Source organism: Mycobacterium sp. PS03-16 (assembly GCF_004570325.1).
Classification (GTDB): domain Bacteria; phylum Actinomycetota; class Actinomycetes; order Mycobacteriales; family Mycobacteriaceae; genus Mycobacterium.
Map to the genome: position 1 here is coordinate 154,565 of NZ_SPQO01000006.1, position 14,564 is coordinate 169,128.

The 14,564-nt window shown below is 67.8% G+C and carries 16 protein-coding genes; 8 read left to right on the forward strand and 8 right to left on the reverse strand.

What is annotated here, in order from left to right:
- Nucleotides 1-75: 75 nt before the first annotated feature.
- The 4 genes from E4P42_RS07530 to E4P42_RS07545 are packed head-to-tail and all read left to right on the forward strand — an operon-like array spanning nt 76 to nt 2,455.
- Complete coding sequence (locus E4P42_RS07530) at nt 76-819, forward strand: hypothetical protein (RefSeq protein ID WP_135124628.1); 744 nt, start codon at nt 76-78, stop codon at nt 817-819.
- Nucleotides 816-1,556 (forward strand): hypothetical protein, encoded by a 741-nt coding sequence (locus E4P42_RS07535; RefSeq protein ID WP_135124630.1) that lies wholly within the window; start codon nt 816-818, stop codon nt 1,554-1,556. Before E4P42_RS07530 ends, E4P42_RS07535 begins: the two co-directional genes overlap by 4 nt.
- Nucleotides 1,557-1,564: 8 nt before the next feature.
- Entirely contained in the window at nt 1,565-2,158 is a 594-nt protein-coding gene (locus tag E4P42_RS07540; protein ID WP_245233924.1) for a cytochrome c oxidase subunit 3 family protein, read from the forward strand.
- Between the two features lie 6 nt (nt 2,159-2,164).
- Nucleotides 2,165-2,455 (forward strand): cytochrome C oxidase subunit IV family protein, encoded by a 291-nt coding sequence (locus tag E4P42_RS07545; protein WP_135124632.1) that lies wholly within the window; start codon nt 2,165-2,167, stop codon nt 2,453-2,455.
- Here E4P42_RS07545 and E4P42_RS07550 read toward each other — a convergent pair.
- Nucleotides 2,443-3,048: a TetR/AcrR family transcriptional regulator gene (locus E4P42_RS07550; RefSeq protein WP_135124634.1), complete on the reverse strand. Its 606-nt coding sequence runs from the start codon at nt 3,046-3,048 to the stop codon at nt 2,443-2,445. The genes E4P42_RS07545 and E4P42_RS07550 overlap by 13 nt on opposite strands.
- 163 nt (nt 3,049-3,211) lie before the next feature.
- Here E4P42_RS07550 and E4P42_RS07555 point away from each other — a divergent pair, with 163 nt between their 5' ends.
- The 3 genes from E4P42_RS07555 to E4P42_RS07565 all read left to right on the forward strand — a co-directional run bounded on the left by E4P42_RS07555 (nt 3,212) and on the right by E4P42_RS07565 (nt 5,469).
- Nucleotides 3,212-4,492 carry a cytochrome P450 gene (locus tag E4P42_RS07555; RefSeq protein WP_135124636.1) on the forward strand — a complete coding sequence of 427 codons (1,281 nt, stop codon included), beginning with the start codon at nt 3,212-3,214 and terminating at the stop codon, nt 4,490-4,492.
- A gap of 141 nt (nt 4,493-4,633) precedes the next feature.
- The gene (locus E4P42_RS07560; protein ID WP_245233930.1) at nt 4,634-5,047 is read left to right on the forward strand and encodes a hypothetical protein; all 414 of its coding nucleotides are present in this window, start codon (nt 4,634-4,636) and stop codon (nt 5,045-5,047) included.
- Nucleotides 5,048-5,049: 2 nt separating this feature from the next.
- A complete protein-coding gene (locus E4P42_RS07565; protein ID WP_135124640.1) occupies nt 5,050-5,469 on the forward strand; it encodes a hypothetical protein in 420 nt (139 codons plus the stop codon).
- Nucleotides 5,470-5,481: 12 nt separating this feature from the next.
- Here E4P42_RS07565 and E4P42_RS07570 read toward each other — a convergent pair whose 3' ends face one another.
- Nucleotides 5,482-5,847: a hypothetical protein gene (locus tag E4P42_RS07570; RefSeq protein WP_245233931.1), complete on the reverse strand. Its 366-nt coding sequence runs from the start codon at nt 5,845-5,847 to the stop codon at nt 5,482-5,484.
- 122 nt (nt 5,848-5,969) lie between these two features.
- Between E4P42_RS07570 and E4P42_RS07575 the strand changes: the two genes are divergently transcribed.
- Nucleotides 5,970-6,476: a hypothetical protein gene (locus E4P42_RS07575; protein ID WP_135124642.1), complete on the forward strand. Its 507-nt coding sequence runs from the start codon at nt 5,970-5,972 to the stop codon at nt 6,474-6,476.
- Nucleotides 6,477-6,554: 78 nt separating this feature from the next.
- Here E4P42_RS07575 and E4P42_RS07580 read toward each other — a convergent pair whose 3' ends face one another.
- From E4P42_RS07580 to E4P42_RS07605, 6 genes are read right to left on the reverse strand one after another with little or no spacing between them, the layout of a single operon-like run.
- Nucleotides 6,555-8,309: an MCE family protein gene (locus E4P42_RS07580; RefSeq protein WP_135124644.1), complete on the reverse strand. Its 1,755-nt coding sequence runs from the start codon at nt 8,307-8,309 to the stop codon at nt 6,555-6,557.
- Entirely contained in the window at nt 8,309-9,709 is a 1,401-nt protein-coding gene (locus tag E4P42_RS07585; protein WP_135124646.1) for an MCE family protein, read from the reverse strand. The genes E4P42_RS07580 and E4P42_RS07585 overlap by 1 nt, the downstream gene beginning before the upstream one ends.
- Nucleotides 9,706-11,175: an MCE family protein gene (locus tag E4P42_RS07590; RefSeq protein WP_135124648.1), complete on the reverse strand. Its 1,470-nt coding sequence runs from the start codon at nt 11,173-11,175 to the stop codon at nt 9,706-9,708. Before E4P42_RS07590 ends, E4P42_RS07585 begins: the two co-directional genes overlap by 4 nt.
- Nucleotides 11,175-12,257, reverse strand: coding sequence for an MCE family protein (locus E4P42_RS07595; RefSeq protein WP_135124650.1), 1,083 nt, complete (start codon nt 12,255-12,257; stop codon nt 11,175-11,177). The genes E4P42_RS07590 and E4P42_RS07595 overlap by 1 nt, the downstream gene beginning before the upstream one ends.
- Nucleotides 12,257-13,282: an MCE family protein gene (locus tag E4P42_RS07600; protein ID WP_135124652.1), complete on the reverse strand. Its 1,026-nt coding sequence runs from the start codon at nt 13,280-13,282 to the stop codon at nt 12,257-12,259. The genes E4P42_RS07595 and E4P42_RS07600 overlap by 1 nt, the downstream gene beginning before the upstream one ends.
- A complete protein-coding gene (locus E4P42_RS07605; RefSeq protein ID WP_245233925.1) occupies nt 13,279-14,556 on the reverse strand; it encodes an MCE family protein in 1,278 nt (425 codons plus the stop codon). The genes E4P42_RS07600 and E4P42_RS07605 overlap by 4 nt, the downstream gene beginning before the upstream one ends.
- Nucleotides 14,557-14,564 lie beyond the last annotated feature (8 nt).

The following is a 14,564-nucleotide window of genomic DNA, read 5'->3' on the forward strand; positions in this document are numbered from 1 at the left end:
TTGCCGCCCGATAGCCGATCGGCTACCCTGGCTAGCCGTATGGCTACCTTCCACTCATGAGGAACGGCGCATCCGATGCAGACGCTCGTCGAGGATGGTCACGAGCCGACGTCGGCCGCCATCAGCGTCCAGCGCATCTGCCTGTGGACGGGGTTGGCCGCCGGGGTTCTGATGCTCGTCGGCTTCGTGGCGTTTCCCGGCTTCTTCCCGCCGATGCCCCCGGGCCTCACCGCCGAACAGGTCGCGGCGTTCTACCGGGACAACACCGCGATGATCCGCTTCAGCATGATCACGTGGAACCTGTGCGGCATGATGCTGCTGCCGTTCTTCATGGTGATCGTCGTGCAGATGAAGCGGATGTCCACCCAGAGTCACGTCCTGGCCTACTGTTATCTGACCGCGACCGTCAGCGGCGCAACCATTTTCGCACTCGCCGACATCTTCTATCTGGTGGCCGCGTTCCGGCCGGACCGCAGCCCGGAACTCGTTCAGCTGCTCAACGACATGGCGTGGATCATCTTCGTCGCCCCCGTCGGCATGCTGGTCGGGCAGAATCTGCTGCTCGCCCTCGCCGTGTTCTTCGACCGCGGACACCAGCCGGTGTTCCCCAGGTGGATCGGTCACTATGCGGTGCTCACCGCAGTGGCCATGACACCGGCCGCCGGCGCGGCGGTCTTCACCCAGGGCCCGCTGGCCTGGGACGGGGCCGTGGCGTTCTGGGTGCGCAACGGAGCGTTCGCGCTGTTCGTGATGGTGATGTTCGTCGTCGCATACCGGGCGGTGCAGCGCCAGGCGGCGGCCCTGGGGGCCACCCGGTGAGCGCGGTCGTCGCCGGCCCGCGCGCGGCGCCGCCGGCGGCGGGCAAGCGGGACATCTGGATCGTCTTCTGGATCGTCCCGGCGTTCTACACCGCATTCGGGGTGATCTTCTTCGCGCTCGCCCGCGTGATGCCGCCGCCCAGGCCGGATGTCACCACCGCGCAGATGGTGGAGTTCTTCGCCGCACACGATGTGACCATCCGGATCGGCTTCGGTCTGCTGATTCTGATCGTCGGCGGCGCCGGAGTCGCCAACGGCATCGTGGTCTTCCACATGAAGCGCATGACGGCCGGTTCGGTCGGCGCCTACCTCTATATGGGCGCGATGGCCGTCGGCGCGCTACCGGGATGCCTGCTGGTGGCCTTCTGCTTTCTCGCCGCCGTCTACCGCGCGGACCGCGACCCGCAACTGCTGGCATTGCTCTACGACCTCGGGCTGCTGTCCTACGTCGGATCGCTCGGCTGCTTCAGCGCAGCGTATTTCGGCTTCGCGCTGGCCATCCTCTACGACCGTAACGACATCTTCCCGAAGTGGCTGGCCTATGTCACGGTGTGGCAGATCGTCACCGAGATCATGGCGGTGCCGGTGTTCGTCTCCACCGCAGGGCCATTCGCGTGGAACGGCTCCATCTCGTTCTGGATGGGTACCGTGATCTTCGGTGTCTGGCTTTCCTGCGTGATCGCTTTTCTGAAAAAGGCCAACGAGACACGGCCCACCGGCGAAGCACCGCCGGACTGATGGACCCGATGACCGACACCGTCCCGCCACCGGCCCGCGACCAGCGGATCACACAGGCGCACCTACCCGGCGACGGCGCCATGTGGGTGATGGTGCTCGGCGATCTGATCATCTTCGGCGCGTATTTCGTGATCTACATGGTGCACCGGGCCATGGCTCCGCAGGCGTTCCTGGCCGATCAACAGCACCTCGACCTCACCGTCGGGGCGGCCAACACCGTGGTGCTGCTGACGAGTTCGTGGCTGATCGCGCGCGGCGTGGCCGCCGCGCGTGACGACAGATGCCCCGAGGCGGTGCGGCTGACGGTCGCCGCCGGCGGCCTCGGTGTGGCGTTCATCGCCGTCAAGGCCTACGAGTGGAGCGTGAAAGTGGCCGGGGGTCATACGCTCGGCGGCAGCGAGTTCTTCACGTTCTACTACATGCTCACCGGTGTTCACCTGTTCCACGTCGCGCTCGGCCTGGTGATCTTGGGCGTCGTCGCGCGGGAACTGTGCGACCGCCGGCGCCGCCGGATGTCGATGGTGGAGGCGGGCGCCACCTATTGGCACATGGTCGACCTGTTGTGGATCGTCATCTTCGCGCTGCTGTACGTGATGAGGTGAGCCGCGATGACCGCACCCGACCGCACCACCGCACCCGACCGGGCGGTGACCTACGCGTGGCTGGTTCTGTGCACGATCACCGTGCTGTCATGGTGGCTGGCGCCCGCGCCCGCGGACCGTGCGGCGGGCGCCGGCATCCCGATCACACTGGCCGTCATCGCGATGGCAGCCGTCAAGGGCCGGTTGATCATTCGCTATTTCATGGAGGTGCGGGCCGCGCCGTGTTGGCTCCAGCGGGCCACGGACGCATGGCTCATCGCGCTGTGGGCCGCGGTACTCGGGATCTACCTGTGGTGACCATCCGGAATCGGGTCGCCCTCCAGGCGGCGCAGCCACTCCTCGCAGAATCGCAGCGTCTCGGTGTGGCCGGAGGACATCCCCAGCTCCTGCTCCATGACCAGGACCCGGGAGACACTGGTGGCGAACACCGTCCACACGATCGGGGGCACCTCGCCCACCTCGACCCCGTAGCGCTGCAACGCCGCCGTGAGGGCTTTCGTCTGCTCGACGCGGAAACGCTCGGCGTAGTAGGCGATGTCGGCCCGCAGGTCCTTCCGGTGATTGGCCAGGCCCATGAACTCCATCGTCAGCCGCGTGGCCGCGGGATTGGTGCCGAACCGCCACAGCGCCCACAGCGGTTGCGGGGAGGCCAGGGCGTGAGCCTGCACCTCGAGCCCCATCTCGGCGCGCCTGCGGAAGACGGCGCGAAACAGGTCGTCCATGGTGCGGAAGTAGTAGTGCACGAGCTGCGGTTTGAGCCCGGCACGCTCGGCGACACGGCGCGACGTCACCGCCGCGTAGCCCGCCTCCATCATCAGCTCCTCCGCCGCGTCGAGCAGCACGCCGCGGTTCTTCGCGTCCGGCGCGCCGAGTCGTCGGCCCGTTGTCATACCCCGCCCACTTTCCGCTCGTTGCCTCGTGTGACCTTGACCACGACTATACCGTCATGCTAAGCAGGTGCTCAGCATTGTCGGCACGTGACAGCCCCGGCACGCAAATGCCGTCGCCACCAACGCTCCTCGCTTCGAACCGGCCCCGGAAGGCACCGAACAGATGACCATTGATTTCGACAACGTGGACTACTTCACCGACCCGGCCCTGGTCCCCGACCCGCATCCCTATTTCGATCATCTGCGGGCCAAGTGCCCGGTGGCGCGCGAACCCCACCACGGCGTCATCGCGGTCACCGGATGGGAGGAGGCCAACGCCGTGTACCGGGACAGCGAGGCGTTCTCGTCCTGCATCTCGGTCATGGGCCCGTTCACCCCGATGCCGTTCACGCCGGAGGGTGACGACATCTCGGGGCTCATCGACGCCCATCGCTGTGAGATTCCGATGTTCGAGCACATGGTGACGATGGATCCTCCGCAGCACACCGATGCCCGGTCGATCCTGTCCCGGCTCCTGACACCCAAGCGGCTCAAGGAGAACGAGGACTTCATGTGGCGGCTGGCCGATCGCCACATCGACGAATTCATCGCGGACGGGCGGTGCGAGTTCCTCGCCGCCTACGCCAAGCCGTTCTCACTGCTCGTGGTCGCCGACCTCCTCGGCGTCCCGGAGGAGGACCACGAGCAGTTCCGCGAGGCCTTCGGCGCGGAGCGGCCCGGCTCGCGCATCGGCTCGCTCGACCACGAGACCATCGCGGCCAATCCACTGGCATGGGCCGACGAGAAGTTCAGCCAGTACATCGAGGACCGGCGCCGGGAACCCCGTGACGACGTCCTCACCTCGATCGCCACCGCGAAGTACCCCGACGGGTCGACCCCCGAGGTCGTCGACGTGGTCCGCACCGCGACCTTCCTGTTCGCCGCCGGCCAGGAGACGACCGCGAAACTGCTCAGCGCCGCCCTGCGCGTCCTCGGGGACCACCCCGAACTGCAGCAGCAACTGCGCGCCGACCGCAGCCGTATCCCGAATTTCATCGAAGAGTGCCTGCGCATGGACAGCCCGGTCAAGACGGTCTTCCGGATGGTCCGCAAGTCGACGAAAGTGGGTGACGTCGACGCACCGGCCGGCACCACGGTGATGGTGAGTCCCGGTGCGGTCAACCGGGATCCGCGGCGCTTCGACAACCCACACGAGTTCGACATCAACCGCCGCAACGTGCGCGAACACCTGGCGTTCAGCCGCGGGATCCACTCCTGTCCCGGCGCGCCGCTGGCCCGTGTCGAGGGACGGGTGTCGCTGGAACGCATCCTCGACCGGCTGGGCGACATCGCGATCGACGAGGAGCACCACGGCACGCCGGAAGCCCGCCGCTACACCTACGAACCGACGTTCATCCTGCGCGGTCTGACCGACCTGCACATCACGTTCGATCCACAGACGTAGCGGGGCGTTCCGCCCCGTGCGCGGCGTGGAGTTGATACTCTCCGTCAACGAGAATCACGCTCTCGCCGTGCCCGGTTCCCGTCACTGTGGAGGTCTTCCGTGAGGTCCGTCCTGATCGGCGTGCTGCTCCTGGTCGCGGCGATGGTCGGCGCCCCGGCCGCCTCGGCCATGTACTTCGGCAACTACCTCCTGCACATCCCCGACCGCAGGGACTTCCACACCTGGGTCTGGGCGGCCAACTCACCCTGCCGCACCCCCGACAATGTCCGGCGCACCGACTGCATCCGCGTGCTGAGCGAACCGCAACCGATCGCCAAGGCGGTGTACACCGACGCCGAGGCGGTGCTGGTCGACGGACGATACACCATGGTGATCGACGATCCGTTCGGATTGCGTTGTGGCGACATCTATTACGGGCCCACCGTACCCACGCACGACGTGTACACCTGGGATGCCAGGACGCTGGCCGGGGAGATGGTGTCCTCGTTCAACGCCGGTTGCGACGGTGCACCCGGCGGCCAGCTCCGATACCCCTTCTTCCTGACCAGGATGTGACGATGCGACTGACCGCCACCGTGATCGCGGTGCTGGCGTTGACCGGCGCCACGACCGCCGTCGCCGCCCCGGCCCATTCCCAGGGCCCGGTACTGCATCACGTGCGCTACACCGTCACCGCCGACGCCCCCTTCTACGCCGACATCTACTACCGCAACAGCGAACCCGCGGTCTTCTCCGATTACAGCCACAACCCGTACATGTTCTCGCCGAAGGCCGAAGCCGACATCGGGCCGGATCGGCCCTGGGTGCACGAAACCATGCTGGCCGACCCCGCGCTGTGGGCCATGGTGCTGGTCCAGAGCGGGGAGTCACCACACCTGCCCACGCCCGGCTTCAACTGCGAACTGGCTGTGGACGGTGTGGTGGTGAAGACCAACAGCGGCCCCAAGGGCGCGGTCTGCTCGATCCGCAATTGGTGAGCCGGGCGCCGGTCAGACGTCGCCCCGGCGCCAGAGGGTCTGGTTGTTCATCGGCACACATGCGAGGAAGAGCCCATCGGGGGCCTGGGCCACACTGTTCAGTTCCCCGTCGCACGAGCTGTTCTCCTCGCGGATGCCCACCATCGGCGGCGAGCGGAACCATCGGGGCTCATAGCGGCGGGGCGACCCGCAGAACACCAGGCGCCCCGGCCTGATCGACGGTCCGGCGACCGCGGTGCCGAACACGAAATAGCTGGTGTTCGAACAGTACGAACCCAGGACGACGTTCGGGGTGATGCCGGGAACGCAGAAGGGGTCGTTGCAGGTTTGCGGTTCGGCGCCGGCGGGCGGCGCCGCGAGTACGCCGGCGGCGATCACCGCCACCGCCGCTGATCCGGTCAGACGCACGTATCCACTCTCGCACAACCGATTACGAAACTCTCGGTTTTGGGTATCATTGTTCTCCTCAGCCACGTCGTTCCCGCAGAGGAGTCGCGTACATGTCGGCCACGACCACCACCGGTGCCGCACTCGTCGCGGCGCTGGCGTTCGCCGGTCTGGCCTCCGCGGGAACCGCGGAGGCCGGCACGGAATGGGGTATCAACGGAACGTTCGCGATCTCGTCGAACGGCGATTTCGCCAAGGTCAACGAGCGGTTCCAGGACCAGCCCGGCGAACGCGCCACGTGGACCATCACCACGACCTGCGCCTCCCCCACCGACTGCGCCGGTACGGTGACCAGCGATCAGGGCTGGAGCGCGCCCATCTACACCACCAACGGGCTGTACTACGTCAAACGCGTGGTGCCCGCGTGGCGGTTCTGTGCGGACGGCCAGCCGGTCGAAGGCCTCCAGACGTACAAGCTCTACCCCGTCGGCATGGACGGACACGTCGACGCCTCGTCCGACGAGTACACCGGCGAGAACCAGACCGTGGGCCCCAGTGGATCGTGCGGCCGCAACCAGTGGCCGCAGATCCGGATGCCGTTCTATATGAAAAAGATCTAGCCACAGCATCATCCGGCGTCATCGAGCGTCATCAGGCGGGGCGGGCCGCGCCGAGCGCCACTCGTCCCGCCCTTCCCCTCACGTGGGCAGCAGTTCCTGCCAGGTCTTCGGGGTCTGCACCAGATCGGTCTGGCGGTACACGGTGCCGTCGCTGCCCAAGTATTCGCCGGTCCGCGGGTTGTACTTCGCCACGGCCACCGACGGGCCCGACGAATCCTGACCGCCGCCGAAAGCGCTGGGCGAGATGACCGGTGCGGGCGGCACCGACGGCTCCGCGGTGGGCGGCAGGGGCACAGACTCCGGTGGCAGACCCGGCGGGATCGGGATCTGCGTCGCCGGAGGCTGCTGCGCGGGCGGGGCCGGCACGGCGGCCGGGTCGGTCACCTGAGCCGGTCCCGGCGGGATCACCGGCGGGGTGGTGTAGAGCGGCTGCCCGGGCAGCAGCGCACCGGGTCCTGTGCCGGCGAAGTTCGGCGGCGGGGACGGCAGCGGCGGGATGTCGGGCGGTGGCGCCGTGACACCGGGCGGCAGCGGCGTGCCCTCGACCGGCCCGAAGATGTCGGCGTCCGGGTTGACCCGCGAATCCGGGGGGACGCCCTGCGCGATCAGGTTCGGATCCAGCGGGTACGGACCCAGGGCGTGCTGGCGCTGGGCGAGCGGCTGGTAGCCGTTCGGGTCGTTGCACAGCTCGACCGTCGGGGCCCGCTTGCCCGGGTGTTCCATGCAGGGATAGTTGCGCGCCCCGCGCACCGCGATCGGGGAGTCCTGCGGGAGTTTGCAGTACAGGCCTTCGGGGGTGTCGATCACCGACGTGTCGGCGGGCGATCGCCACGACGACGGCGGCAGGAAGCCCACGGTGCACGACGCCGGATCGCCGAGCCCGAGCGAGAAGTCACCGTTCGGCAGGCCCGACGGGTTGTTGGTGGGCGCGTAGGTCTGAATCTGGGCGACGAACGGCGGAACCAGCACCAGGAGTTGCTCGATCGACGGGTTATAGGTCACGCCGATCTGGCCGAACGTGGTCAGATTCGCCAGCAGCACCGGCAGCGTGGGCTTGACCTGCTCGAGCAGCCGCGAGGTCTCCTGGGCGAAGCCGGGCCCGTTGCGCAGGATCGACCGTACCTGCGGGTCGTTGTTCGCCACCTGGTCGGTGATCCCGGCCAGGCTGGACGCCCACGTCCGGGTGGAATCGGTGGTCTGGGCCTGCGCTTCCAGGAACGGCACGGCGTCGTCGGCCAGCGCCCGCGTCTGGTCGGAGACCGCGTTGGCGTCCCGGGTCACGGTCGCGGCCGAGTCGAGCAGCGACCCGAAGTCGAAGCCGGTGCCGTTGAACGCCTCGTACGATTCGTCGAGCAGTTGGCTGAGCTTGTCCTCCGGGATGGTGTCGACCAGCGCGCTGACCTGATCGAGCATGGGGCCGACGGCCTGCGGGATGGTGGTGTTCTCCATCGCGATCACCGAACCGTCCTGCAGATACGGCGGATCATCCGTGCGCGGCAGGAGTTCCACGTACTGCTCGCCGACCGCGGACATGCTGCGGACCTCGGCCGCGAGGTCGGCGGGGATCTTCGGGGAGCGCTCCAGTGACATCGTCACCTCGGCGCCCTTGTCGGTCAGCGTGATCCCGGTGACCTTGCCGACCTGCGAACCGCGGTAGGTGACGTTGCTGAACTGGTAGAGGCCGCCTGCGGCGGGCAGCTCCATCTTCACGTTGAGCCGGCCGAGCCCCAGCAGCATCGGTACCTGCATGTAGGCGAACAGCATCACCGACACACCCACGACCGAGGCGATCGTGAAGATGATGAGCTGATTGCGGACGAAGCGGGTGAGCATCAGCCACCACCTCCGGGTGCGGGCGGAGCCGCCGGGGGCGGCGGGGCGGGGGCCGGATACGGACCCGCGAAAATGGGGGCCGCGGGTCCGGGCGCCGCGGACTGCACCGCGGGCGCGCCGGGCGCCATCAGCGGCGCCGGAGGAACCACCGGGAGGATCGGTTCGGCCACCGGCGGGGGCGGTGGCGGTGGCGGCGCGGTGACCGGGGGTTCATCGACCGGTGGCGACCCGAACGCGGTGTGGGTGTTCGCGCCACCCTCGCCGAGCGGGGGGAACGCATTGGGCGGCGGGTCGATTCCCAGCTTGAGCGGGTCGTAGGTGTACTGCAGGTACCCGGGATCGCCGGGCGCCGGAATCAGCTGTGCCCCCTCCTGTTCCCACCTGGTGCCGAGGAACAGCGTGCGCTTCAGCCGCGGGATCGTGAAGTCGACGATCGCGAACAGGTTGTAGTAGTCGCCGCGGATGGCCCGGTCGATGAAGCTCTGGGTGAACGGGAAGTGCAGCGCGTACTCGAGGATGGAGTTCAGATCGGGCCCGACGTCGGCGAAGGCCTTGAGCACCGGTTCGAGGTTCTCGAGGTTGCGCACGAGGTCTTCCTGAGAGTCGCTGACGAACTGCGTCGCGGTGTTACTGAAGGTACCCAGGCGCTGCAGCGCCGTGGTCAGCCGCGGCCGCTCCCGCACCAGGACGTCGATGGCCGGCGGGATGCGGTCCAGGGCTCGGGTGATGTCGTCACGTTGTTCGGCGAAGGTGGCCGTGAGCCGGTTGAGGGACTCGATCGACGACACGATGCTGTCCCGTTGTGCGTCAAGGGTTCCGACGAAGGTGTCCAGTCGAGTGAGCAGATCGCGGATCTCGGCTTCCCGGCCGTCGAGCGCTCCGCTGAAGTTGTGGATGACATCACCGATCTGACCGAGGCCGCCACCGTTGACCACCGCCGCCAGCGACGACAGCGTCTGCTCGGTCGTCGGGTACGTCGACGAATCGTTGAGCGGGATGGTCGTTCCGGGCGCCAGGGCGCCCTGTGCAGCCTCCCCCGGCGGCGGATCCAGCGCGAGGTGCATCGAACCGAGCAGGCTGGTCTGCCCCACGCTCGCCACCGCGTTCGCCGGGATCACCACGTCGGGCTTCACCGAGATCTCGACGTCGGCGTGCCAATCCCGCACGGTCATCGCCCGCACGCTGCCGACCACGACGTCGTCGATCATCACGGGCGAATTCGGTTCGAGCGTCGACACGTTGGCGATCTCGACGTGGTAGACCCGTGCGTCCGGGCCGCGGCCCTCCGCACCGGGCAGCGGCAGCGAGTTGACGCCCTGGAAGCCGCATCCGCTGACGGTCAGCGCCACGCAGGACGCGGCGGCGACACCCGCGCGGACGGCTCTTGTCCCGCCGGTCATGCTGGTGGCGTCCCTTCTGCCGGCAGGGCGGCGGGTAGCGGCGCCTCGGCGGGCAGCGGCGGGCCGGGCGGCGGCGGGGCAGGCGCCGGTCCCGGTGGCGCACCCGCCGGGTTGAGCACGTTCTCCAGCGACGACGGCACGTTGGGCGGTACCACCGGCGGTGCGCCCGGGAGTAATTGCTGCGCACCTGGCGGCGGCACATTCGGCGGGCGTCCGGTGAACGGCGGCGGGCCGGGTGCGACGCCCTGGTAGGCCGAGATGGCGGGCGGTGTCTCGGGGGGTTCCGGGCTGCCGCCGCCGCCCCCGGGCGCCAGGCCGGGTTCGGAGTAGATGATGTTCTCCGGGTTCGCCGACGGCGCGAGGAACGGCGCGATGGGGAACGGCAGGTAGTTGAAATTGAACAGCCGGGCGGCCGGTCCGAGATACTGGGCGCACAGCTTGGCGGTTTCGGGGGCGGTGGTGTTCTCCACCGCACCGATGGCGCCACAGATGAACTCGACGGGGTTGGAGAAGTTGTTGAGTACGAACTGCCCCACCGCGCTGCCCGTGTCGGGGTTGTAGATGTTGTAGGCGTTGCTCAGCGCGTTGGGCGCGATGTGCAGGAGGTTCTCCAGTTCGGCCTGGTTGTCGAGCAGATTGCGGGTGACGTTGGCGAGCCGTTGCACCTGTTCGGAGGTCTGGTCGCGGGTGCCGGAGATGAACCGCTGGACGTCGACGACGGCCACCGAGAGGTCCTTGAGTGCGGCGTCGAGGTCCGAGCGGCTGCCGTCGACCACGCTGGTCAGCGTCGCGAGCCGATTCTGGAAGAGCACCACCTGCTGATTGCTGTCCTTCAGCGCGGTGACGAAGGTCTGGAGGTTCTTGATGATGTCGACGACGTTGCCGCTGCCTTCGGCCAGGACACGGGCCACCCCGGACAGCTGCGAGATCGTCTCCCGCAGTTTGGCTCCGTTGCCTTCCATGGCGTTCGCAGCGCTGTCGATGAAGCGCGACACCGACGTGCCGTCCACCCCGCTCTGCGGCCCGAGATCCGTCGCCAGTCGCATGAGTTGCTCTTTGACCTCGTCCCACTCCACGGGGACCGCGGTGCGATCGAGCCCGATCACGGCGTCGTCGGGCATCGTCGGCCCGCTGGACCGGTACGCCGGGGTCAACTGCACATACCGTGCGGCAACCAGGTTCGGGGCGACGATCACCGCTTTGGCGTCGGCCGGCACCGGCACGTCGCGGTCGATGTTGAGCACCATCCGGACCTGGGTGCCCTCGGGGGTGATCGATTCGATGCTGCCGACCTCCACCCCGGACACGCGCACCTCGTCGCCGGGGTAGATACCGGTCGCGGAGGTGAACACCGCGGACAGCGTGCGCGGACCGAAGTACATCTGCCGCGTCAGGTATGCCCCGCCGGCGACCAGCAGCGCGACCAGCGCCACGGCCAGCAGGGTGGTCACGCGTTTCCGGTTCATCACCGCGTACCTCCCGGAATCCCGTTGTAGGGCAACGGCAGTTCGGAGCGCGGCCCGACGTTGTCGGGAGGCTGGCCCGCGTTGGTGCCGCGGCGGAAGCCGAAGGCGTAGTCGAAGAACGGCTGCAGGATCTGCGCCGGCTGGAGGTTGGGCACGTACGCGTTGTAATACGGCCCGTTGGCCAGCGTCTCGCCCTGGGCGAGAATGAACTTCTTCAGGCTCGGGAGCATCTTGGCGATGTTCTCCCGGTTGCGTTCCAGCATCGCCATGACCGAGTTCAGCCGCTTGAGGGTCGGCGCCAGCTCCGCTTCGTTGTCCGCGACCAGCCCGCTGAGCTGCTGGGCCACCGCAGAGGTGTTGGCCAGCAGATCGACGATGGCTTCTCGGCGATCGTTGAGCACGCCGAGGAGGTCGTTCGCGTTGAGGATCAGGGTGTTGAGCTGCTGGCTGCGCTGCGCCAGCACCTCGGTGACCTCGCCTGCGCTGGCGAGCAGGTCGGCCAGGGTCTCGTTGCGGTCGTTGATCGACCGGGACAACCGCGACAGCCCGTCGAACGTCGGGCCGAGCTGCGGTGCGATCTGATCGATCGTCGCTGACAACGTGTCGAGCGACTGGTTCAGCGACGTGGTGTCGGTGCCCGCGGTGTTGGTGGTCAGGTCGCCGACCGCGTCGGTCAGTGAGTAGGGCGACGAGGTGCGCGAGACCGGTATGACGTCCGTGGAGCCCAGCGTTCCGGACCCCTCGGATTCCAGCGCGATCACCCGCTCCCCGAGCAGTGATCCGGTGCGGATGTGTGCGGTCGTCAGCGACCCGAGCGGGTACTTGCCGTCGGTCGTGAAGCTCACCAGCGCATCGCCGTTGGCCAGTTCCACGTCGGTCACCGCACCGATCTTGATGCCGGACAGCGTCACATCGTTACCGACGGCGATCCCGCCCGCCTCGGTGAACAGCGCCTGGTGGCGCACCGACGTGGCCCACTGGATCAGCCGCTCCGGCTGCAGACCGACGGCGATCACCAGCACGATCAGCATCACGCCGATGAAGCCGGCCTTGATGAGGTTGGATTCGCGGTACTTACGCATCAGGGCTCCGCGCACCTCCCGCCTTCTTGTTTGAGCATCGGGAACACCGCTGTGCGGCCCTGCAGGTCGGTGACGCGGAAGGAGATCCCGCAGATGTAGTACATGATCCAGCTGCCGTACGACCCGAGCCGGGCGAGCTTCCGGTAGTTCTCGGGGCCTTTCTGCAGGGCCATGTCCAGCACGACCTGGTGGTCATCGACCAGCGGGGCGAGCCGGTTGAGCTCGTTGACGGTCCCGTCCAGTGGCGGGCGCGCCTCGGCCAGCAGGTCGGCGATGGACGCGGTCCCGTTGTCGAGGGCGGTGATCGCGGTGCCGATCGGATCCCGGTCCTGGGCCAGCCCGTCGATCAGCTGCTCGAGCCCATTGATGGCGCCGGAGAACTTCTCACCGTCGCGGGCGAGGGTCTCGACCACGGCGTTGAGGTTGTCGATGAGCTGCGTGACCACCTGGCTGTTGTCGGCGATGGTGTTCGAGAACGACGACGTCTTGCTCATCAGCGAGTCCAGGGTGTTGCCCTGGCCCTGGAAGATCTGGATCAGCGACGAGGTGAGCGCGTTGACGTCCTGCGGGTTGAGGCCCTGGATCACCGGCCGCAGACCGCCCAGCAGGAGGTCGAGGTCCAGTGCACCGGCGGTGCGGTCCTTGGGAATCTGCGAGCCGGCGGGCAGGACCCGGGTGGAGCCCGGGCCGTCGAGCAGTTCCAGGTAGCGGTCACCGGTCAGGTTCAGGTAGCGCACGGCCGCGCGCGTCCCGGTGGTCAGCACCACCTCGCGATCGGCGTCGAAGTCCACCAGCACTGTCTGGTCCGGCTGTAGCGCAACGTCGTTCACGGTGCCGACCCGGACGCCGGCCACCCGCACCGAGTCACCGGCCTTGAGACGTGACGCGTCGGCGAACACCGCCGAGTAACCGGAGGTGGACCCACTGCGGTACTGGCTGAACGCCATGAACAGGAACGCGGTGAGCAGCACCATCACGGTGGCGAAGGCCGCGAATTTCAGCAGCGTGCTGGTCGTGCGGTTCATCCCGGCTGCCCGATCTGCGCGGTGTTGCGGGGCGGACCGTCCAGCGGCCCGAACAGCATCTGCTTGAGCCCGTCGGAGTTGAGGAGGATGCCCTGGTTGCCGTACTGCCACGGGTTGGCGTCGACATCGGTGACCAGATACTTCGACCGGTTGCCGAAGCCGATGTAGGGCAGCCCCATACAGTGCGGACCACCCTTGGCGGCCACCTTGGGCAGATTCTGCGGGTAGCGGTAGCGCTCGATGTGGAGGGTGAACGCCACATTGACCACCACGCCGGGATCCATCTGCGGTGGCTGGTGCAGCGTGTACTCCATACCCTCGAGCGTGCAGCTGATCGCCTTGTCGTACTCGCGGAAGACGTCGGTGGTGGGAACCAACAGGTCGAGCACCGTGCTGGCGGCCTCCCGGTTGCTGCCGAGGACGTCGTTGCCGACGTCGGCCAGCCCGATCGCACTGACCAGGAAGTTGTCGAGATTCTGCTGTTCTTCGACGATGCCGTCGGACAGCGTGACCGAATTGTTCAGCACGCGAACCAGATCCGGTGCCGCATCGGCATAGGCGGCGGCCACGGGTGCGGTCAGTTCGAGATCTCGGCTCAGGTTCGGCAGGCTGGGTTCGAGCTCGGCCAGCAGCGCGTCCAGATCGGTGAGGCTCTGCCCGAACTGCTCACCCCGCCCGGAGAATGCGGCCGACAGGGCGCCGAGCGTCTCGTTGAGCTTCGCCGGATCGATCTTGTCGAGCACCGCCACCAGCTTCTGGAACACGGTGTTGATCTCGACCATGACGTGTTCGCCCTGCAGCGTCTGACCCGCCCGCAGCGGGGTGGCCGACGGTTCGGGCGGCGGGACGAATTGCACGGACTTGGCGCCGAACACCGTCGACGAGGCGATGTCGACCCGCACATTGCTCGGGATCAACGGCAGCTGTGCGGGATCGAGCGCGAGGTGCAGCGCGGCGGTCCCGTCGGCGCGGTGCTCGATCGAGTCGACGGTGCCGACCTGCACGCCGCGCATCTTGACCTTGGCGTCCGGATTCATCACCAGACCGGCGCGTTCGGAGATCACTGTCACGGGAACGGTTTCGGCGAAGCTACCCCGGAACAGGCCGACGGCCAGCGCGACCGTCAGACACACCGCCAGCACCATGGCCAGGCCGGCCAGCGGGCGGGCGTAGTGCGTCACCCCGAAGTGGCGTCCCGACGAGGACCCGACCGGCGAGGCGGAGCTGGTGGTCTCCGACCGGTGCATGGGGCCGGGACCGAGATCCTTCGGCACTGTGGTCT